Source organism: Streptomyces sp. NBC_01217 (assembly GCF_035994185.1).
In the GTDB taxonomy this organism is placed as follows: domain Bacteria; phylum Actinomycetota; class Actinomycetes; order Streptomycetales; family Streptomycetaceae; genus Streptomyces.
The window spans coordinates 1,326,641-1,347,953 of the sequence record NZ_CP108538.1; the positions used below are offsets into that span (position 1 = coordinate 1,326,641).

Consider the following 21,313-nt stretch of genomic DNA (forward strand, 5'->3'; position numbering starts at 1 on the left):
CTAGGACGATGGCAGGCAACACGGAGCCGTTGTCGCCGCGGGCCAAGCTCGCCGTGACGGCGGGCAAGGCCGCGGCGGCGGTGTCGCGCGCCGCGGGGCGCGGCAGCGGATCGGTGATCGGCGGCCGGGTGGCACTCAAGCTCGACCCCGACCTGCTGGGGCGGCTGGCGCAGCACCTGGACGTGATCCTCGTGTCGGCGACGAACGGCAAGACGACGACGACCCGGCTGATCGCCGAGGCACTGCGGGCCGCGGGCCCGGTCGTGTCGAACGCGCTCGGCGCGAACATGCCGGCGGGCATCACCTCGGCGCTGGCGGGCGGCTCGGACTCGAAGTACGGCGTCATAGAGGTGGACGAGAAGTACCTCGCCGGGGTCGCACGCGACACGACGCCCAAGGTGATCGCGCTGCTCAACCTCTCCCGCGACCAGCTGGACCGTGCCGCGGAGACCCGGATGCTCGCGGAGAAGTGGCGTGAGGGGCTGTCCGGTTCCAAGGCTGTGATCGTCGCGAACGCCGACGACCCGCTGATCGTCTGGGCGGCGTCCTCCTCCCCCAATGTGGTGTGGGTCGCGGCCGGTCAGGCGTGGAAGGACGACGCCTGGTCCTGCCCGTCCTGCGGCGGTGTGATGCAGCGCCCCGGCGACGACTGGTTCTGCGGCGAGTGCGGTTTCCGCCGCCCCGCCCCCAGCTGGGTGCTGCACGGCGACTACGTCCTGGACCCGCACGGTTCGGCGTGGCCGATCCACCTCCAGCTGCCCGGCCGTGCCAACAAGGCGAACGCCACCAGCTCGGCCGCCGTGGCCGCCGTGTTCGGTGTGCCGCCGCAGGTCGCGCTGGAGCGCATGTACCAGGTGCAGGCCGTCGCGGGCCGCTACGACGTGGTCACCTTCCTCGGCCGTGAGCTGCGGCTGCTGCTGGCGAAGAACCCGGCGGGCTGGCTCGAAACGTTTTCCCTGATCGACCCGCCGCCCACCCCGGTGATCCTCTCCGTCAACGCCCGTGGCGCGGACGGTACGGACACCTCCTGGCTGTGGGACGTGGACTACACCCAGCTCGCCGGTCACCCGATCTTCGTGCTCGGCGACCGCAAGCTGGACCTCGCGGTCCGGCTCGAAGTGGCCGGTCTCGACTTCCGGGTCTGCGAGAACCTCGACGAGGCCGTGCAGCAGGCCCCGCCCGGCCGTATCGAGGTCATCGCCAACTACACCGCCTTCCAGGATCTGCGCCGTCGTGTCGGCAACTGACCCCGGCCCCGGCCACCTCCGGAGAGGACGAAGCATGAGCAACAACGGTCTGCGTCTGGTCTGGGTCTATCCCGACCTCCTCAGCACCTACGGCGACCAGGGCAACGCGCTCGTGGTGGAGCGCCGGGCCCGCCAGCGCGGTCTCGACGTGCAGCGCGTGGACGTCCGCAGCGACCAGCCGGTCCCGACGTCCGGCGACATCTATCTGATCGGCGGCGGTGAGGACCGTCCGCAGCGGCTGGCCGCGGAGCGGCTGCGCCGCGACGGCGGGCTCAGCCGGGCCGCGTCCAACGGCGCGATCATCTTCTCGGTCTGTGCCGGGTACCAGATCCTCGGCCATGAGTTCATCAACGACCTCGGTGAGCGCGAGCCCGGTCTCGGACTGCTCGACGTGGTCTCCACCCGTGGCGAGGGGGCCCGGTGCGTCGGTGACGTACTGGCCGACATCGACCCGAACCTCGGACTGCCTCCGCTGACCGGTTTCGAGAACCACCAGGGCGTCACCCATCTCGGCCCGACGGCACGGCCGTTCGCCCGGGTGCAGTTCGGCAACGGCAACGGCACCGGGGACGGCACCGAGGGTGCGTACAACGACACCGTCTTCGGTACGTACATGCACGGGCCCGTGATGGCGCGCAACCCGCTGATCGCGGATCTGCTGCTGAAGCTGGCCCTCGATGTCAACGCCCTGCCGCCGACGGACGACCGCTGGTACGAGGCGCTGCGCGCCGAGCGCATCGCCTCGGCGACCCAGCCCGCCTGATGAGTCGTATTTCGCTCAGCTGAGCGGCGTCCAGCAGGCGGACGCCCGGTTCGGTCCCGCCATCCTGCGCCGGTAGGGTGGCGGGGATCCAACCGGACGACGCGGTCCGGTCGTCGGCCCACTTTGCAAAGGTTTCCCGGGCAATGCGAATTGGTGTGCTCACCTCCGGCGGCGACTGCCCCGGCCTCAACGCCGTCATCCGTTCCGTCGTGCACCGCGCGGTGGTCGACCACGGCGACGAGGTCATCGGCTTCCACGACGGGTGGAAGGGCCTCCTCGAGTGCGACTACCGCAAGCTCGACCTCGATGCGGTGGGCGGCATCCTCGCCCGCGGCGGTACGATCCTCGGCTCCTCGCGGGTCCAGCCCGCCCATCTGCGGGGCGGCGTCGAACAGGCCAGGGGCCATGTCGCCGATCTCGGGCTCGACGTGATCATCCCGATCGGCGGCGAGGGCACGCTGAAAGCGGCCAATCTGCTCTCCGAGGCGGGCCTGCCGATCGTCGGCGTACCCAAGACGATCGACAACGACATCGCCTCCACCGATGTGACCTTCGGCTTCGACACCGCCGTCGGCGTCGCCACCGAGGCACTCGACCGGCTGAAGACCACCGCCGAATCGCACCAGCGGGTGCTGATCGTCGAGGTCATGGGCCGCCACACCGGCTGGATCGCGCTGCACTCGGGCATGGCGGCCGGTGCGCACGCCATCGTCGTGCCGGAGCGCCCCTTCGACATCGACGAGCTGACGGAACTGGTCGGCAGGCGCTTCTCGGCCGGCAAGAAGTTCGCGATCGTCGTCGTCGCCGAGGGCGCCAAGCCACGCCAGGGCTCCATGGAGTTCGAGCAGGGCACCAAGGACATCTACGGGCACGAGCGGTTCGCCGGTGTGGCCACGCAGCTCTCCGTCGAGCTGGAGCAGCGCCTCGGCAAGGAAGCCCGACCGGTGATTCTCGGCCATGTGCAGCGCGGTGGCACACCGACCGCGTACGACCGTGTTCTCGCCACCCGTTTCGGCTGGCACGCGGTGGAGGCCGCGCACCGCGGCGAGTTCGGCATGATGACGGCACTGCGCGGCACCGACATCGCGATGGTGCCACTGGGCGAGGCCGTGGAGACCCTGAAGACGGTTCCGGCCGAGCGGTACGCCGAGGCGGAGTGCGTGCTCTGAGCGACGCCCCTGCCCTACGAACTGCCCCCGGCCGCAGCTGCGGCCGGGGGCAGTTCTACTCTGGTCGGGACAACCGGCACGAAACGGGGACGTCCCCAGCGGGAGTGAACAGATGGATCACAGCGGGCACGGCATGAACATGGATCTGCCGCCGTTCACGCTGGGACGTGGGCTCCAATTCTCCGCGGACCCGTTCTTTCTCGTCGGCTGCCTGCTGGCCATCGGCCTGTACGGGTACGCCGTGCTGCGTCTGCGCAGACGCGGGGACGCCTGGCCGGTCGGCCGTATCGTCTTCTTCGTCGTCGGCGTGCTGTCCATCGCCCTGGTGATGTGCACCAAGCTGAACGACTACGGCATGGTCATGTTCAGTGTGCACATGGTGCAGCACATGGTGATCAGCATGCTGTCGCCGATCCTGCTCCTTCTGGGTGCTCCGGTGACCTTGGCGCTGCGCGCGCTGCCGGTCGCGGGACGGGGCCGCACGGGCCCGCGCGAACTGCTGCTCATGCTGCTGCACAGCCGGTACATGAAGATCATCACGCATCCGGTCTTCACGATTCCGCTTTTCATCGCCAGTCTGTACGCGCTGTACTTCACCCCGCTCTTCGACTTCCTCATGGGTTCGAAGACCGGCCACATCGCGATGATGGTGCACTTCCTCGCGGTCGGTCTGGTGTTCTTCTGGCCGATCATGGGCGTCGACCCGGGGCCGCACCGGCCCGGCTATGTGATGCGGATGCTGGAGCTGTTCGCGGGGATGCCGTTCCATGCGTTCTTCGGCATCGCGCTGATGATGGCGTCGACGCCGATGGTGGAGACGTACAAGAATCCGCCGGCCTCGCTCGGCATCGACGCGCTGAGCGATCAGAACTGGGCGGGCGGCATCGCCTGGGCGTTCAGCGAGATCCCGTCGGTGCTGGTGCTGATCGCGCTGGTCTTCCAGTGGTACCGCTCCGAGCAGCGGACGGCGAAGCGCTCCGACCGCGCCGCCGACCGGGACGGGGACCAGGAGCTGCAGGCGTACAACGCCTATCTCGCCTCGTTGCAGGCGCGCGGGCAGTAGCGGTGGACCTGCCTTCCGGGTGACGATGGCATCCACGGCCGTGCGGCCGACGAGGAGGGTGCGGGCATGTCCGGATCCACGAAGGCCATGGGACTGATCACCGTGGTGGCCCTGATAGTGGTCACCGCCTACACCGTGGCGCTGGGGAGCAGCGGCTGGCTCTGGTTCGGCTGGGTGGTGCTCGGCCTGATCACCCTGGGGATGGCCGCGACGCGCGAGTCCTGAGCCGGGCGGGTCACCCGGCTCAGAACGGGCTGGGCTCAGAAGCGGGCGACCACTCCGGTGGCGGCTTCCAGCTCACAGGCGTTGCCGAACGTGTGCTGCCAGTTGACCGCGCGCCCGTTCCACGTGCCGGTGGCGGTGGCGGTCACCGGGTCGAGTTCCATGGTGCACAGGTGCGGGTCGCCGGGCAGCCGGTCCATATCGCCTCCCGCCTCGTCGATCGCCGCGCAGGCGGCGGCCGCATGGGGGTGGTGGGCGCCCGGGGCGGCAGGGCAGAGCAGCCGGACGCCCCGGATCCAGGTGTTGTCGCTGCCCGAGACGGTGAGGAAGAGCCCGCGGTCCTCCATCGGGTCCCCGAACGGGTCGGCCGCGGCGGGCGCCGCGGCGGCGAGCGTGATCAGAGCAGCGGCGGCGAGGGTGGCGCGCAGGCGCATCGGGGAACTCCTGTGGCTCGGAAGATCTCGGGGCGTTCGTGGAGCGGACCGGGTGCGTCTCAGGCGTCCTGGACGTCCCGTGTCCGGGAACCCTTGCAAGATGATCTTTTGAGTCCGCACCGGACAAGGAGCCGCGCCGCGTGCTTCGCCCTCCGGGGGCGGCGGCGGGTCCGGCTGGAGTACCGGCGGGCGGGAGCCCTGCACCCGGATGGATGCGAGCTGCCGGCCGTCCCGAGCGCCTGCCCTCTCCCCGGTCGCGCGGCCCTCAACGTTCAGGGCCACAGGGCCGCCGGAGCGGTGGCCGGACCCGAGGAGTTCTTGTGATGGGCAACCGTTCGAGGGCGGCTGTCGCCGTGATCGCGGTGGGCGTGTTCGCGGCCGCTGTCGGCGGGTGCACGGACGGTGGCGGCGGCGGCAGCTCGTCGTCCGTCGGCGTCACACCGCCCGCCGCCTCCCCGGCCTCACCATCCCCCTCGTCGCCCCCGGTCGGCAGGGCGAGGGTCACGATCAAGGACTTCGCGTTCGGGCCGGCCCGTCTGACGGTCGCCCCGGGGACGCTGATCACCGTGGTCAACGAGGACTCCGCGACCCATACCGTGACCGCGACCAGCGGCAAGGCGTTCGACACCGGCGATGTCGCGTCGGGGCGGACGGTCACCTTCACCGCACCGGACAAGGCCGGCACGTACCCGTACATCTGCACCATTCACCCTTATATGAAGGGTTCGCTGACCGTCAGGTGACGCGCACGGAATCCCGAGCGGACTCAGCACCCGGTCGCGACCCCGGGTTGACCTCCCGTCACCAGCAGTTATACGTCGCGGACCGGTCGACTGCCGGTCCGTCAAGTTAACGAGCCCGTAAAGCAGTTGTGATTTGACTCTTGACAGGTGCGCATCACCACGCCACTTTGGGAGCGCTCCCACAATCAAGACTTGCACACACAGGCCGTCGTGCACCCGGGCGGTGAACCCGTCCGGGCCCCGGTCCCTGTTCGCTGCCCGGACCTGTTCCCGCACCGTTGTGCCGCACCTTCCTCCGTCTCCCCGACCCTCCCCCACGACACCCGCCACTGGAGGATTTGTGTCGATATCCCGTAGAACGTTCAGTAGTGCCCTGGGCGGCGGTCTGCTCGCCGTGGGCCTGGCCCGGGGCGTCGTGGTCGCCGCTCCGGCCGCCACTGCCGGTCGCGCAGGCGCCCGGAGCGCTGCGGCCGACGACCCGTACACCCAGGCGTTCCTCACCCAGTACGGCAAGATCAAGGCGGCGGCCAACGGCTATTTCAGCCCGGAGGGACTGCCGTACCACTCGGTCGAGACCCTGATGGTCGAGGCGCCGGACCACGGTCACGAGACCACCTCGGAAGCGGTCAGCTTCTGGATGTGGCTGGAGGCGGCGTACGGACGGGTGACCGGCGACTGGGCACCGTTCAACGCGGCCTGGACGGTGGCGGAGAAGACGATCATCCCGCAACACGCCGACCAGCCGACCAGCGACTCGTACAACCCCGGGTCCCCCGCGACCTACGCCCCGGAGTGGCCGCTGCCGGACAACTACCCCTCGTCTCTGGATACTTCGGTCTCCGTCGGCTCGGATCCGCTCGCCACCGAACTGGCCGCGTCCTACGGCACGATGGACGTATACGGCATGCACTGGCTGATGGACCTGGACAACACCTACGGCTACGGCAACAAGCCGGGCACCGGCGGCGAGTCGGGCCCGGGGCCCGGTCCTTCGTTCATCAACACCTACCAGCGCGGCGCGCAGGAGTCGGTGTGGGAGACCATCCCGCAGCCGACCACCGACCTCTTCGAGTACGGCGGCCCCAACGGCTATCTCGATCTCTTCGTCGGCGACCAGAGCTACGCCAGGCAGTGGAAGTACACCAACGCCCCCGACGCCGACGCCCGCGCGGTCCAGGCCGCCTACTGGGCCTATCGCTGGGCCTCGGCGCAGGGCAAGGAGAGCGAGGTCGAGGCATCCGTGGCGAAGGCCGCCAGGATGGGCGACTACCTGCGCTACGCCATGTTCGACAAGTACTTCAAGCGCGTCGGCAACTGCACGGACCCCAATTCCTGCCCCGCGGCTTCCGGCCGCGACTCCCAGCACTACCTGCTGTCCTGGTACTACGCCTGGGGCGGTGCCGCGGCCGGCAGCGGTGGCGGCTGGGCCTGGCGCATCGGCGACGGCGCCTCCCACCAGGGGTACCAGAACCCGCTCTCCGCCTGGGCGCTGTCCAACGTACCGGCGCTCACCCCCAAGTCGGCCACCGCGAGGACGGACTGGGCGAAGAGTCTGACCCGGCAGCTGGAGTTCCTCAGCTGGCTGCAGTCCAGCGAGGGCGCGTTCGCGGGCGGGTGCACCAACAGCTGGGAGGGGCAGTACGGCACGCCACCGGCCGGTACCCCCACCTTCTACGGCATGGCCTACGACTGGCAGCCGGTCTACCACGACCCGCCGAGCAACAACTGGTTCGGCTTCCAGGCGTGGGGCATGGAGCGGGTCGCCGCGTACTACTACGTCACCGGCAACGCGACCGCCGGGGCCGTGCTGGACAAGTGGGTCGCCTGGGCCTCCGGCGAGACGACGGTCGGCTCGGACGGCAGCTACCGCTTCCCCTCGACGCTGAACTGGACGGGGCAGCCGGACACCTGGAACCCGGCGTCCCCCGGGCGCAACGCCGGGCTGCATGTATCGGTCGTCGACTACTCCAACGACGTCGGCGTGGGCGCCGCGTACGTCAAGACGCTCACCTACTACGCGGCGAAGTCGGGCGACCAGGCCGCGGGCGCGCTGGCCAAGGCACTCCTCGACGCGATGGCGCTGAACGCCGACGACAAGGGCATCGCGGTGCCGGAGACCAGGACCGACTACCGGCGTTTCGACGACGAGGTGTACGTCCCGTCGGGGTGGTCGGGCACGATGCCGAACGGCGACACCGTCGAGCCGGGCGCCACCTTCATCGACATCCGGACCTGGTACCGGGACGACCCGGACTGGCCGAAGGTCCAGGCCTATCTGGACGGCGGCGCCGCCCCCACCTTCACCTACCACCGCTTCTGGGCACAGGCGGCGCTCGCGCTGGCCTTCGCGATCTACGCGGAGCTGCTGGTGGAGGGCACGGGCGGCTCGGACACCGAGGCGCCGACGGTGCCCGGTGGACTCGCCGTGACCGCCACCACGAGCAACAGCGTGTCGCTGTCCTGGTCGGCCGCGACCGACAACGTCGCGGTGACGGGGTACGACGTCTACCGCAACGGGGTGCTGGCGGGGAACGCGACGACGCGGACGTTCACCGACGAGGGCCTCGGCGCGGCCACCGAGTACAGCTATGCGGTGGCGGCGCGCGACGCGGGCGGCAACACGTCGGCGCTCTCCGCCGCCGTGACCGCTACCACGAAACCGGGCGGCGGCAGCGGCGCGGTGAAGGTCCAGTACAAGAACAGCGATTCCTCGGCCACCGACAACCAGATCCGGCTGGGTCTGCAACTCCTGAACACCGGCGGCACCCCCATCGACCTGTCCACGGTGACGCTCCGGTACTGGTTCACCTCCGAGGGCGGCGCAAACACCTTCGGCACGTACTGCGACTACGCCGCGCTCGGATCGTCGAACATCACCCACAGGGTGGTGGCCGCCACCGCCCCGAAGACGGGTGCCGAGCGCTGTCTGGAAGTCGGCTTCACCGCAGGCGCGGGCACGCTGGACGCGGGCGCGTCGACGGGCGAGGTCCAGCTGCGGCTGAACAAGACCGACTGGTCGAACTTCAACGAGAGCGACGACTACAGCCGCGCCACCAACACCGCGTACGCCGACGCCTCGAAGGTCGCGGCGTACATCGGCGGCGCCCTTGCCTGGGGGGTCGAGCCGTGAGGAGCCACCGCATGACGGACAGGGCGGCCGGGCGCACCGGCCGACGGCTGCCGGCGCTCGTCGCCACGGCGGCGTCGCTGCTGCTCGCCGCGGCAACGGTGCTCACGGGCGCCTCGCCCGCGTCGGCCGCGCCCATCACCGACTGCACCCAGTGGGGAACCACCGAACTGCAGGGAGGCGAGTACCTCTACCAGCAGAACGAGTGGAACTCCGAGGCCCGGCAGTGCGTGAGCATCGACCCGGCGACGGGTGCCTGGAGTCTCACCGAATCCTCGTTCGCGCTCCCGACGAACGGCGCCCCGGCCACGTACCCCTCCAGCTACAAAGGCTGTCACTGGGGTGCGTGCACGAGCGGCAGCGGACTGCCGCTGCGCGTCGATGAGTTGGGCAGCGTACGCACCGACTGGTCGACCACGCAGGTCTCCTCCGGCGCGTACAACGTGTCGATGGACATCTGGTTCAACTCCGTCCCGGTCACCGACGACCAGCCGGACGGCACCGAGCTGATGGTCTGGATGAACCACCGCGGCGGCGTGCAGCCGATCGGGTCGCGGACCGCCACGGTGCAGCTCGACGGCCGGACCTGGGACGTCTGGACGGGGCCCGGCGCCTCGGGCTGGAAGGTGATCTCGTACGTCCTGCAGAACGGCGCCACCGAGCTGACCGGCTTCAATGTGAAGGGGCTGATCGACGACGGTGTCACGCGCGGCGCCATCAACCCCGCCCACTATCTGATCGACGCGGAGGCCGGGTTCGAGATCTGGCAGGGCGGCCAGGGGCTCGGCATGAACGGGTTCGCCTTCGAGGCGAGCGCGGAAGGCGGCGGAAGCGACACCGAGGCTCCGTCGGTCCCGGCGGGCGTCGCCGTCACCGGAACGACCAGCAGCACCGCCTCCCTGTCCTGGGCTCCGTCGACGGACAACACGGGCGTCACCGGATACGACATCTACCGCGACGGGGTGAAGGCGGGCACCACGGCCTCGACGTCCTTCACCGACACCGGGCTCGCCCCCTCGTCCTCGTACGGCTACACCGTGCGGGCCCGCGACGCGGCCGGGAACAGTTCGGCGGCCTCCGCGGCCGTCACCGCGACGACCGGAGCGGGCGGCGGTACGACCGGCGCGCTGAAGGCGCAGTACAAGAACAACGACTCATCGCCGGGCGACAACCAGATCAGGCCCGGGTTGCAGCTGGTCAACACCGGCACGGTCCCGGTGGACCTGCGCGACGTCACCGTCCGCTACTGGTTCAGCGGTGAATCCGGTGCCACCACTTACGGCACGGCGTGCGACTACGCCGTCCTCGGCTGCGGCACCGTCACCCACCGCGTGCAGCCCTCCTCCGCCGCCGGCCCGGGCGCCGACCACTACCTGGAGGTCGGTTTCAGCGGCGGCACCCTGGCGGCGGGGGCCTCCACCGGAGAGATCCAGCTGCGGCTGAACAAGACCGACTGGTCCGGCTTCAACGAGGCCGACGACTACAGCTGGGCCACCAACACCTCGTTCACCGACGCACCGAAGATCGCCGTCCACGCCGACGGCGACCTGGTGTGGGGCACCGCGCCCTGACCGGCCGCCGCCCCGGGCAACACCCCCACGAACCCGCCTGCGGGGAAACCCCGCAGACGTACGAGAGGAGCACGGAGCCGCAATGAGAACCAGAGGCAGCACCCTGCACGGGATACGCCGAAAGCTGGCCGCACTCTCCGCCCTGGCGATGGGCGCGGCGCTGGCGGTGGCCATACCCTCGCCGGCGTCGGCCGCAGCCCGGGTCGACAACCCCTACGCGGGCGCCACCGCGTATGTGAACCCGGACTGGTCCGCCAAGGCCGCGGCCGAACCGGGCGGCAGCGTGATCGCCGACGAGCCCTCCTTCGTGTGGATGGACCGCATCGCGGCCATCGAGGGCGCGGGCGACGCGATGAGCCTGCGCGAGCACCTCGACACGGCCCTGGACCAGGGCGCGAACCTCTTCCAGGTGGTCATCTACGACCTGCCGGGACGGGACTGTGCCGCGCTGGCGTCCAACGGTGAGCTCGGCCCCACCGAGCTCGACCGGTACAAGAACGAGTACATCGACCCCATCGCCGACGTCCTCGCCGACCCGGCCTACGCGAATCTGCGCATCGTCACCATCATCGAGCCGGACTCGCTGCCCAACCTGGTCACCAATGCGGGCGGCAGCGCCGGGTCCACCGACGCGTGCGCGGCGATGAAGGCGAACGGCAACTACGAGAAGGGCGTCGGCTACGCGCTGCACACCCTCGGTGCGATTCCCAACGTCTACAACTACATCGATGCCGCCCACCACGGCTGGTTGGGCTGGGACACCAACTTCGCACCGGCGGCCCAGGAGTTCAAGAAGGCCGCGACGACGGAGGGCGCCACGGTCGCCGATGTCCAGGGCTTCATCGTGAACACCGCCAACTACTCGGCGCTGAAGGAGCCGAACTTCAAGGTCACCGACTCCGTGAACGGCACCACGGTGCGCCAGTCCAAGTGGATCGACTGGAACTTCTACGCCGACGAGCTGTCCTTCGCGCAGGCGCTGCGCACGGAGCTGGTCAACCAGGGCTTCGCCTCGAACATCGGCATGCTGATCGACACGGCCCGCAACGGCTGGGGCGGCTCCGCCCGGCCCACCGCCGCGGGCCCGCTGACCAGCGTGGACGACTACGTCAACGGAGGCCGCGTCGACCGGCGCATCCACGCGGGCAACTGGTGCAACCAGAGCGGTGCGGGCATCGGTGAGCGGCCCACCAGCGCTCCCGAGCCCGGTATCGACGCCTACGTCTGGGCGAAGCCTCCGGGCGAGTCGGACGGCAACAGCCAGCCCATCGACAACGACGAGGGCAAGGGCTTCGACCGGATGTGCGACCCCACGTACACCGGTAACGGCCGCAACGGCAACAACCTGACCGGCGCACTGGCGAACTCCCCGCTCGCCGGCCACTGGTTCTCCGCGCAGTTCCAGGAGCTGGTGCGCAACGCCTACCCGCCGCTGGACGGCAGTGGCGGTGGTGACGACACCCAGGCACCGAGCGTGCCCACGGGTCTGCGGGTCACGGGGAAGACCAGTGGCAGCGTCTCGCTGTCCTGGACGGCCTCGACCGACGACACCGCTGTGACCGCGTACGACGTGTACCGCGCGGGAGTTCAGGTGGGTTCCACCGCGTCGGCCTCCTACACGGACACGGGCCTGACCGCCTCGACCGCGTACAGCTACACGGTCAGGGCGCGGGATGCGGCCGGTAACGCCTCTGCGGTCTCCGCGGCCGTCTCCGCCACGACCGACCAGGGCGGCGGCACCGGGAGCGGCACCCTCAAGGTCCAGTACAAGAACACCGATTCGTCGGCCACCGACAACCAGATCCGGATGGGGCTGCAACTGGTCAACACCGGGTCGGGCGCGGTGGATCTGTCCACGGTGAAGGTGCGGTACTGGTTCACTCCCGAGGCAGGTGCGAGCACCTTCAACGCCGCGTGCGACTACGCGGTCGTCGGCTGCGGCGATGTGACCCACGGCGTGGTCTCCTCGGGCGGTCCGGCCGCCGGGGCCAGCCACTACCTGGAGGTCGGCTTCGCCAGCGGCAGCCTGGCCGCCGGGGCCTCCACCGGGGAGATCCAGCTCCGGCTGAACAAGACCGACTGGTCCAGCTTCAACGAGGCCGACGACTACAGCCGCGGAACCAACACGGCCTACGCCGACGCTTCGAAGGTCGCCGCCTACGCGGGCGGCACCCTCTCCTGGGGCACCGCGCCCTGACCGGGATTCCCGTCGCCGTCCGCACGGGCGGCGACGGGGCCGGGCCGGGCGAGGGACACGCCCGGCACGATCCGCCCCCTGCCGCTCTCCCGGCAGGGGGCGGTCGGTGTCAAGAAAACGCAAAGAGAGCACCGTCTCGGGCCAAGAAAGCGCCATTGGCGGCCGTTGACGGCCGCAAGCGGGAACGCCCTGAGCGGACCCGATCAAAGGACCGCGAAGCACATGTCCACTGCGACCTCAGCCCCCGCCAAGGCACCGAGTGCCGAGGAACCCCCCGATACCGGGGCCCGCCTCGCCGCACTCTCGCTGGACGCGACGGCCTCGGTGGCGTACGGGCCGAGGCGATCGTCCTGGTCCTGGACTACGTCCTCAACGTCGCGGTCGCCGTCACCGCCGGGGTGGCCGCGCTGACCTCGGCCTTCCCCGGGCTGTACGACGACCGGCTGTGGTTCTGTCCCGGTGTGCTGGTGCTGATCGCGGTCGGTCTCCCGCGGTCCGCGCCGGTGAGCACCGAGGCGGCGGCCGCCCGGTCGCCGCGTACATACGCGAGGCGGCGGCCATGGACCCGGGCGTGCGGATCACTGTGCTCATCCCCGAGGTCGAGCCCGCCCATATGTGGCAGCGGCTGCTCCAGAACCAGCGGGGCGCGGTCGTCGCACACGCCGTGCGGCACGAGACGGACACGGTGATCTGCCGGCTGCGGTTCCGGCTGCCGGACCCACGCCCCGACGCACCCGCGGCAAACGCCCCGCTCACCGGTGATCACTTGATGTGACGTCAATGTCCCTTGGACGACCCGGATGATCGGTCCGGGTGAACACAGGGTCGGCATTGACCCGCCCAACGGTTACACAGGCCGACGGCTGCACATAGGCTGTCCCCCGCTGAGATGTGCGCTGACCTCGCTGAATGCAGCCCTGGAGCCGATCCGGTAGAGCTAGGAGCCGCCCCGTGTTCTACTACGTCCTGAAATACGTCATTCTCGGTCCGCTTCTCCGGCTGTTCTTCCGCCCCAGAATCGAGGGCCTGGAACACATCCCGGAGGACGGCGCGGCGATCGTCGCCGGTAACCATCTCTCGTTCTCAGACCATTTCCTGATGCCCGCGATCCTCAAACGGCGCATCACGTTCCTGGCCAAGGCGGAGTACTTCACCGGACCGGGAGTGAAGGGGCGGCTGACCGCCGCCTTCTTCCACAGCATCGGGCAGATTCCGGTGGACCGGTCCGGCAAGGACGCGGGACAGGCGGCGATCCGTGAGGGGCTCGGGGTGCTGGCCAGGGGCGAGCTGCTGGGAATCTACCCGGAAGGCACCCGTTCGCACGACGGCCGGCTCTACAAGGGCAAGGTCGGCGTGGCCGTGATGGCGATCACCGCGCAGGTTCCGGTGGTGCCGTGCGCGATGGTCGGTACGTTCGAGATCCAGCCGCCCGGACAGGTCGTCCCGCGCATCAAACGGGTCACCATCCGCTTCGGCGAACCGCTGGACTTCTCCCGCTACGCCGGTATGGAGAACCAGAAGGCGGCGATCCGGGCGGTCACCGACGAGATCATGTACGCGATCCTCGGCCTCTCGGGCCAGGAGTACGTCGACGAGTACGCGGTCAAGGTGAAGGCCGCGCAGGCGGAGCAGGCCGGTCCGGCGAAGAAGTTCCCGAAGTTGCGACGCTGACGGCGAATCCGCGCTCGGTGAACTCCGCTGGTCCCGGCCGCGGCCGCGCCCTAGCGTGCCTCTCATGAGCAGAGGAAACGCATGGGTTCTGGGAGCGACCGGACAGATCGGGCGGGCGGCCGTGCGGGCGCTCGCCGAGGACGGCTGGGAGGTGACGGCCGCTTCGCGCGGTGGCGGCCGGGACGCGCGGTGGGACGGCGCGGTGCGCACGACGGCCCTCGACCGGGAGAAGGACGGCGCGCTCGCCGCGGCGCTGGGCGACGGCTGTGACGTACTGGTCGACATGGTCGCGTACGGAGCGGATCACGCCCGGCAGCTGACCGGCCTCGCGGACCGGATCGGTTCGGCGGTGGTCATCTCCAGCGGTGCGGTGTACGAGGACGACCGGGGGCGTGGCTTCGACACGCAGAACGAGCCCGACGGGGCGCCGCGCTACCCGGTGCCGATCCCGGAGACACAGCGCACCGTGCAGGCCGGCGATGCCACGTACGGGACGCGGAAGGTACAGCTGGAGCAGGCTCTGCTGGCGGCGGGCGACGCGCTGCCGGTGACGCTGTTGCGGGCGGGGGCGATCCACGGGCCGCACTGCCGCTCCCCCCGCGAGCTGTACTTCGTGAAGCGGCTCCTGGACGGCCGGGAGCGGCGGGTGCTCTCGTTCGGCGGGGCGTCCCGCTTCCACCCGGTCCATGTCTCCAATCTGGCCGAGCTGATCCGGCTCGCCGCCGCGCGGCCCGGTTCGCGGGTGCTCAATGCCGGGGATCCGCAGGCGCCGACGGTCGCGGAGATCGGCGAGGCCGTCGACGCGGTGCTCGGCCGCAGGACCGAGACCGTGCTGATGCCGGGCGCGCCCGGCAAGGACGGCGTCGGCTCGACGCCCTGGAGTATCGCCCATCCCGTCGTGTACGACATGGCGGCCGCCGAGCGGGAGCTCGGGTACCGGGCGGTGACGGGCTATGCGCAGTCGCTTCCCGGGACGGTCGAGTGGATCGCCGCGCAACTGGAGGGCAGGGACTGGACGGAGGCCTTTCCCACCGTGCTGCGGGCGTACGGGGAGGAGCTCTTCGACTACGCGGCGGAGGACGTCTGGCTGGCGGGGTACGACCGCGGGGCCTGAGGCGGAGCCCGTGCACCCGGACGGGCGGCCGGTGGTCCGAGACCACCTGCCGCCCGTCCGGGTGGGGCGTGACCGTTACGGCTTGGGTGTGGCGTGCGGGGCGCACGTCACGTCGCTGCGGTCGGTCCTGCCGGTGAGCAGATAGGTGTCCACCCGCTCGTTGATGCAGGGGTTGGCCAGGCCTGTGACGCCGTGCGATCCGGCGTCCCGCTCGGTGATGAGGCGCGAGCCCTTGAAGCGCTTGTGCAGTTCGACGGCGCCCTCGTACGGAGTGGCGGCGTCACGCGTGGACTGCACGATCAGCACCGGCGGCAGGCCCTTGCCGGTCTTCACGTTCAGCGGGGTCTGCTGCTCGGCCCCCCAGGTCGCACAGGGCAGGTTCATCCAGGCGTTGGACCACGTCATGAACGGGTAGTCCTTGTGCAGCCGGGTGTTGTCGCGGTCCCACCGCTGCCAGCTGGTGGGCCACTTGGCGTCCGCGCACTCGACCGCCGTGTACACGGCGTTGCCGTTCTCCGAGGAGGCGTTCCCCGCGAGGTCCGACATGTCGGGTCCCGCGGCGTCGACCAGCGCCTGGGTGTCGCCCGCCCGGTAGTCGCTCCAGGTCTGGGCGACGAGCGCCCAGGTGGAGTCGTAGTACGGCGCGTTCTGGAAGAAGCCGATGAGCTCGGCGGGTCCGACGACGCCGCCGATCGGGCTCTTCTTGGCCGAGGCGCGCAGCTTCAGCCACTCCTGCTCGACCTTCGCGGGAGTGTTGCCGATGTGGAAGGCGGAGTCGTTCGCGGCGACCCATGCCTTCCAGTCGTCCCAGCGTCCCTGGAAGGCGATGTCCTGGTTGAGATTGGCCTGGTACCAGATGTTGTCCTTCGCCGGGTTGACGACGCTGTCGACGACCATGCGACGGACGTGGGTCGGGAAGAGCGTGCCGTAGACCGCGCCCAGATAGGTGCCGTAGGAGACGCCCAGGAAGTTGAGCTTCTTCTCACCGAGGGCGGCGCGGATGACATCCAGGTCGCGTGCGGTGTTCGGCGTGGTCATGTGCGGCAGCATGTCGCCGCTGCGTTCGGCGCAGCCGTCCGCGTACTCGGCGGCGAGCTTGCGCTGGGCGCGCTTGTCCGCCTCGGAGTCGGGTACGGGGTCGGCCTTCGGGGCCTTCACGAACTCCTGCGGGTCGACGCAGGAGATCGGCGCCGAGTGGCCGACGCCGCGGGGGTCGAAGCCGACGAAGTCGTACGCCTTCGCGGTCTTCGTCCACAGCGGGTTCTTGTTGGTGATCCGGGTGGGGAACCGCAGCCCGGAGCCGCCGGGGCCGCCGGGGTTGTACAGGAGCGCGCCCTGCCGTTCGTCCTTCGTGCCGGTGCTGACGTGCCGGTCGACGGCGAGCTTGATCTGCTTGCCGTAGGGCTTGGCGTAGTCGAGCGGTACGGACACCCAGCCGCACTGGATCGGAGTGGCCAGGGCCCAGTCGGCCGGGCAGTCCTTCCAGTCGATGCCGGTGTGGGCCGCCCGTGCGGCGGCGATCTGGACGCCGCGCGCCTGCGAACCGCTGTGGCGGCCGTCGGCCGTGGCCGTCGGTGCGGCTATCGCGCCCGCTATGAGCGTGCCCGCGATCAGAGTGCCGGCCGAGCCGAGCACTGCTGTGCGTCTCAAGTGGATCCTCCCCCATTGTCTGAAGCGCCGCAGGTAGCAGCGCAGTTCACATCGGGACCTCCCGTGGATCCTGTCGTCTGTGGGGTTCCTGAGAACAGGCCGCACACACACTTCTTTACCGAATCGATAACCGGACACCCATGTCCCGCTGAGCGGTGTTCATCCTGCCGGGGTGTCGAGTACGTCGTTCAGCGCGTCGTCGAGGACCGTGCGCAGCAGCCGCGCGTCGGGGGCGATCGCGGTGACCAGCACGGCCGGGCCGGCGAGCGGTACGAGGACGGCGGTCGGTCCCAGCAGCCGCGTCTCAAGGCGCTTGTCGTCGAACGACGGGTCCACGACGAGGAGTTGGCCGACGGCCCGGTGGCCGCCCAGGACGGCCGCGCCGTCCCAGCCGCCGGGTGCTCCCGGCCCGTACGCCATCTGCTGGTCGAGCAGCGGACGGCCGGCGCGGTGCACGGTGAGGCGGCTGATGAGAGTGCCGGTGCTCTCGCCGTGGCGGCCGAGGATCTGCTCCTCGCGCAGCATCAGCCGTGCGGTGGGGGCGAGTTGGACGCGTGTGGACATGCGCAGGGCGCTGCCGCGCGCGGAGACGAGCTGCTGAGGCAGCCAGCGCAGTTCGGCCCGCTCCCCCACGTTCAGCCCGATGTCGTACGTGGCGGGGCCGGTCGCTGTTCCCGCTCCCGGCAGGGCGACGGTGGCCGCCGCCGAGTCGACCGTGAGCCGGGCGCCTTCCTCGACCTGTGCCTCGATGGCGAGCCGGTCCCCGCCGAGCGGCGCGCTCATGGCGCCGATGACGGTGACCCGGGCGTACCGGCCGTTCGCGGCCCGGGTCCGGCGCAGGGCGAGCGGTCCGTCGCTCTGCAGCACGGGGAGCGAGGTGACGCCCCTGCTGTCGAGGACCGCGGTGATCCGGGCGGTGGCCTGGACGCTCATGCGGTCCAGTCGGCGAGCCGGGCCCGCACCCACTCGGCGACGGGCCCCACGCCTTCCTCGGAGGTGAGTGAGGTGAAGGCCACTGGGAGCGGTCCGCGCTGCTGTGCGGCGTCGCGGGCCATCCGGCCGAGGTCGGAGCCGACGTACGGGGCGAGGTCGGTCTTGTTGATGACGAGCAGGTCGGAGGTGGTGACGCCGGGGCCGCCCTTGCGCGGGATGTCGTCGCCGCCCGCCACGTCGATGACGAAGATCTGGGCGTCGACCAGGCCCTTGGAGAAGGTGGCGGTGAGGTTGTCGCCGCCGGATTCGACCAGGATCAGATCGAGCGGCCCGACGGTGTCCTCCAGGTCCTCGACGGCTTCGAGATTGGCGGAGATGTCGTCGCGGATCGCGGTGTGCGGGCAGGCGCCGGTCTCCACGGCCTGGATGCGCTCGGGCGGCAGGACGGCATGGCGCAGCAGGAAGGCGGCGTCCTCGCGGGTGTAGATGTCGTTGGTGACCACGGCGATGGAGAACTGGTCGCGCAGGGCCCGGCACAGGGCGGCGACGGTCGCGGTCTTGCCGGAGCCCACCGGTCCGCCGAGCCCTATGCGCAGGGCGCGGCGGGTGCCGTCGGGACGGGCGGCGTCGGCGCTCACGGCGGCGGGGCCGTGCGGGGTGTGGTCGAGGTGCATGGGGTGCGGCTCCTGGTTCTTGCGGTGCTACGAGGCGAACAGGCGGACCGGCCAGGCGGCGTGTGCCTCGGCGGTGATGTCGAGGAGCGGGGCGGAGGCGGCGGGCAGCGCGTCGATGGTTCCGTGCGCCGCGGCGGCGGCCTGTGCGGCGATCCGGTCGAGTTCGGGTGCGAGCCGGGCGAGGACGGCGGTGGCCTCGAAGGGGTCGAGGGAGAGCAGGCGGACGACGGCGGTGGCCGGTCCGCTGACGGTTTCGTAGGCGACGCAGTGCGCGGCGTCCTCGGGTCCGAGTCCCGCCGCGCGTGCGGTGAGGCCGAGCACGACGGGCTGGTGTGCGCCGCGCGGCCGGGCCAGGGCGAGCGCGGCCAGTTCGGGGCTGGGCCAGGTGGCGCGGGCCGCCCGCATCAGCTGCCGGCCGAGCTTGCGCGCGACGGTGCGCAGCGCGGGTGACGGGGTACGGGCGTCGGCGGCCTCGTCGAGCGCGAGCGGGTCGTGGCCGTGGGCGGCCGCCGCGGCGAGTGCGGCGGCCGTGAGCCCGGTGGTGTGCAGGCGGCCCCGGCAGAATTCGGCGAGGTCCGCCGCGTCGCGGATGCGTCCCTCCTTCACGGCCGGTTCGGCGCCGCCGGAGTGGGCGTGACCACCGGCGGGGAACCGGCCGTCGGCGAGGACGAGAAGTGCTGCGCGGCTCATCGCATGGTCCGCATCAGAAGAGGAAGTAGCGCTGGGCCATGGGCAGTTCGGCGGCCGGTGCGGGTTCGACCGGTTCTCCGTCGATCGTCACGGCGAAGCTGTCGGGGTCGACGTGGACCTGCGGAGTCGCGTCGTTCTCCCGCATGTCGGCCTTGGTGACGCCGCGCGTGCTGGTGATGGGCACGAACCGCTTGCCGAGCCCGAGGCGCTCGGGCAGCCCGTCATCGATGGCCGCGCTCGCCACGAAGTTGAGGGAGTTGGCCGCGGGGGAACGGCCGACCGCGCCGAACATCGGGCGCGGCAGCACCGGCTGCGGGGTGGGGATGGACGCGTTGGCGTCGCCCATCTGCGCGTACGCGATCTGGCCGCCCTTGATGACGGTCTGCGGCTTGACACCGAAGAACGCCGGTTCCCACAGGACCAGATCGGCGAGCTTGCCGGTCTCGACGGAGCCGATCTCCCGGTCGAGGCCCTGGGCGACCGCCGGGTTGATGGTGTATTTGGCGACATAGCGACGGACCCGTTGGTTGTCTGCCCGTCCGTCGCCGGGCAGTGCGCCGCGGCGTCGCTTCATCACATGGGCGGTCTGCCAGGTGCGCATGATGACCTCGCTGATGCGGCCCATCGCCTGGGAGTCGGACGAGATGATCGAGATGGCTCCGAGGTCGTGGAGGATGTCCTCGGCCGCGATGGTGGAGGGCCGGATCCTTGATTCGGCGAAGGCGAGATCCTCCGGCACGGCGGGGTTGAGGTGGTGACAGACCATCAGCATGTCGAGGTGTTCCTCGATGGTGTTGACGGTGTGCGGCCGGGTCGGGTTGGTGGAGCTGGGCAGGACGTACGGCTGCGAGACGACGCCGATGATGTCCGGCGCGTGCCCGCCGCCCGCACCCTCGGTGTGGTACGCGTGGATGGAGCGTCCGGCGATGGCCGCCAGGGTGTCGGCGACGAATCCGGCCTCGTTGAGCGTGTCGGTGTGGATGGCGAGCTGGGCGCCCGTCTCCTCGCACACGCCGAGACAGGCGTCGATGACGGCGGGGGTGGCGCCCCAGTCCTCATGGATCTTGAATCCGAGTGCACCGGCGCGCAGCTGGGAGTGCATGGCCTCGCGCGACATGGTGTTGCCCTTGCCGAGCAGACCGATGTTGACGGGGTACGCCTCCAGCGCCTCGAACATCCGGGCAAGGTGCCACGGGCCGGGCGTGATGGTGGTGGCCTTGGTGCCCTCGGCCGGTCCGGTGCCGCCGCCGACCAGGGTGGTGATCCCGGAGGAGAGCGCCTGGTCGACCAGGGTCGGCGAGATGAAGTGGACATGGGCGTCGATGGCGCCCGCGGTGAGGAACTTGCCGTTGCCCGCGATGACTTCGGTCTCGGGGCCGATGACCAGGTCGGGGTGGACGCCGTCCATGGTGTCGGGGTTGCCGGCCTTGCCGATCCCGGTGATCCGGCCGTCGCGGATGCCGATGTCCGCCTTGACGACGCCCCAGTGGTCGATGATCACGGCGCCGGTGATGACGGTGTCCGGGGCGCCCTCGGCGCGGGTGGTGCGGGCCTGGCCCATCGACTCGCGGATCACCTTGCCGCCGCCGAACACCGCTTCGTCGCCCGCGAGTCCGGGGCCGCCCGAGCGGTCCTCCTCGATCTCGACGAGCAGATCGGTGTCGGCGAGCCGGATGCGGTCGCCGGTCGTGGGGCCGAACAGGTCGGCGTGGACGGCTCGGTCGAGTTCAGCCATCGAGAGCACCTCCGGTCTCGCCGCGCAGGCCGGGGACGACGCGCCGTCCGGCGAGGGGGACGAGCTCGATGTCGACGGGTACGCCGGGTTCGAAGCGCACGGCGGTCCCTGCGGGGATGTTCAGCCGCAGTCCGCGGGCCGCCGCACGGTCGAAGTCCAGGCCCGGGTTGGCCTCGGCGAAGTGGTAGTGCGAGCCGATCTGGACGGGCCGGTCGGCGGCGTTGAGAACGGTGAGGCGGGTGACGGGGCGGCCCTCGTTGAAGGGCACGGGCCCGTCCGCGTACAGGATCTCTCCGGGAATCATCGGTGG

18 protein-coding genes and 1 pseudogene are annotated in these 21,313 nt (G+C 70.5%); 12 read left to right on the forward strand and 7 right to left on the reverse strand.

Annotation, left to right across the window (positions count from 1 at the left end):
- Positions 1-8: 8 nt before the first annotated feature.
- From OG507_RS05560 to OG507_RS05580, 5 genes are all read left to right on the forward strand, one after another.
- Complete coding sequence (locus OG507_RS05560; RefSeq protein WP_327366005.1) at positions 9-1,247, forward strand: Mur ligase family protein; 1,239 nt, start codon at positions 9-11, stop codon at positions 1,245-1,247.
- A gap of 34 nt (positions 1,248-1,281) precedes the next feature.
- Positions 1,282-2,010 carry a type 1 glutamine amidotransferase gene (locus OG507_RS05565; protein ID WP_327366006.1) on the forward strand — a complete coding sequence of 243 codons (729 nt, stop codon included), beginning with the start codon at positions 1,282-1,284 and terminating at the stop codon, positions 2,008-2,010.
- Between the two features lie 143 nt (positions 2,011-2,153).
- Complete coding sequence (locus tag OG507_RS05570) at positions 2,154-3,179, forward strand: 6-phosphofructokinase (protein ID WP_327366007.1); 1,026 nt, start codon at positions 2,154-2,156, stop codon at positions 3,177-3,179.
- 112 nt (positions 3,180-3,291) lie between these two features.
- Positions 3,292-4,242, forward strand: coding sequence for a cytochrome c oxidase assembly protein (locus OG507_RS05575; RefSeq protein WP_327366008.1), 951 nt, complete (start codon positions 3,292-3,294; stop codon positions 4,240-4,242).
- Between the two features lie 66 nt (positions 4,243-4,308).
- Complete coding sequence (locus OG507_RS05580; protein ID WP_327366009.1) at positions 4,309-4,467, forward strand: hypothetical protein; 159 nt, start codon at positions 4,309-4,311, stop codon at positions 4,465-4,467.
- Between the two features lie 35 nt (positions 4,468-4,502).
- Here the strand turns inward: OG507_RS05580 and OG507_RS05585 are convergent, their stop codons facing one another.
- Complete coding sequence (locus tag OG507_RS05585; protein WP_327366010.1) at positions 4,503-4,898, reverse strand: SSI family serine proteinase inhibitor; 396 nt, start codon at positions 4,896-4,898, stop codon at positions 4,503-4,505.
- Between the two features lie 323 nt (positions 4,899-5,221).
- Between OG507_RS05585 and OG507_RS05590 the strand changes: the two genes are divergently transcribed.
- The 7 genes and pseudogenes from OG507_RS05590 (at position 5,222) to OG507_RS05625 (ending at position 15,321) form a co-directional block, all read left to right on the forward strand.
- On the forward strand, positions 5,222-5,641 hold the full coding sequence (locus OG507_RS05590) for a cupredoxin domain-containing protein (RefSeq protein ID WP_327366011.1): 420 nt from the start codon (positions 5,222-5,224) through the stop codon (positions 5,639-5,641).
- A 385-nt stretch (positions 5,642-6,026) separates the two neighbouring features.
- The gene (locus OG507_RS05595; protein WP_327371874.1) at positions 6,027-8,771 is read left to right on the forward strand and encodes a glycoside hydrolase family 48 protein; all 2,745 of its coding nucleotides are present in this window, start codon (positions 6,027-6,029) and stop codon (positions 8,769-8,771) included.
- Positions 8,772-8,782: 11 nt separating this feature from the next.
- On the forward strand, positions 8,783-10,339 hold the full coding sequence (locus OG507_RS40340) for a GH12 family glycosyl hydrolase domain-containing protein (RefSeq protein ID WP_442810947.1): 1,557 nt from the start codon (positions 8,783-8,785) through the stop codon (positions 10,337-10,339).
- A gap of 82 nt (positions 10,340-10,421) precedes the next feature.
- A complete protein-coding gene (locus tag OG507_RS05610; protein ID WP_327366012.1) occupies positions 10,422-12,536 on the forward strand; it encodes a glycoside hydrolase family 6 protein in 2,115 nt (704 codons plus the stop codon).
- 505 nt (positions 12,537-13,041) lie between these two features.
- Positions 13,042-13,311: pseudogene (locus OG507_RS05615) on the forward strand (hypothetical protein); the annotation flags it as partial.
- Between the two features lie 176 nt (positions 13,312-13,487).
- Positions 13,488-14,207, forward strand: coding sequence for a lysophospholipid acyltransferase family protein (locus tag OG507_RS05620; protein WP_327366014.1), 720 nt, complete (start codon positions 13,488-13,490; stop codon positions 14,205-14,207).
- A 64-nt stretch (positions 14,208-14,271) separates the two neighbouring features.
- Positions 14,272-15,321 carry an NAD-dependent epimerase/dehydratase family protein gene (locus tag OG507_RS05625; RefSeq protein WP_327366015.1) on the forward strand — a complete coding sequence of 350 codons (1,050 nt, stop codon included), beginning with the start codon at positions 14,272-14,274 and terminating at the stop codon, positions 15,319-15,321.
- Between the two features lie 75 nt (positions 15,322-15,396).
- On the opposite strand, the gene OG507_RS05630 is transcribed toward OG507_RS05625, so the two are convergent.
- The 6 genes from OG507_RS05630 to OG507_RS05655 form a co-directional block, all read right to left on the reverse strand.
- Complete coding sequence (locus tag OG507_RS05630; protein ID WP_327366016.1) at positions 15,397-16,971, reverse strand: alpha/beta hydrolase; 1,575 nt, start codon at positions 16,969-16,971, stop codon at positions 15,397-15,399.
- 159 nt (positions 16,972-17,130) lie between these two features.
- Positions 17,131-17,904: an urease accessory protein UreD gene (locus OG507_RS05635; RefSeq protein ID WP_327366017.1), complete on the reverse strand. Its 774-nt coding sequence runs from the start codon at positions 17,902-17,904 to the stop codon at positions 17,131-17,133.
- Positions 17,901-18,578 carry an urease accessory protein UreG gene (gene ureG, locus OG507_RS05640; protein WP_327366018.1) on the reverse strand — a complete coding sequence of 226 codons (678 nt, stop codon included), beginning with the start codon at positions 18,576-18,578 and terminating at the stop codon, positions 17,901-17,903. Before ureG ends, OG507_RS05635 begins: the two co-directional genes overlap by 4 nt.
- A gap of 27 nt (positions 18,579-18,605) precedes the next feature.
- On the reverse strand, positions 18,606-19,268 hold the full coding sequence (locus OG507_RS05645) for an urease accessory protein UreF (RefSeq protein ID WP_327366019.1): 663 nt from the start codon (positions 19,266-19,268) through the stop codon (positions 18,606-18,608).
- A 13-nt stretch (positions 19,269-19,281) separates the two neighbouring features.
- The gene (locus OG507_RS05650; RefSeq protein ID WP_327366020.1) at positions 19,282-21,003 is read right to left on the reverse strand and encodes an urease subunit alpha; all 1,722 of its coding nucleotides are present in this window, start codon (positions 21,001-21,003) and stop codon (positions 19,282-19,284) included.
- On the reverse strand, positions 20,996-21,307 hold the full coding sequence (locus OG507_RS05655; protein WP_327366021.1) for an urease subunit beta: 312 nt from the start codon (positions 21,305-21,307) through the stop codon (positions 20,996-20,998). The genes OG507_RS05650 and OG507_RS05655 overlap by 8 nt, the downstream gene beginning before the upstream one ends.
- Positions 21,308-21,313: the final 6 nt, after the last annotated feature.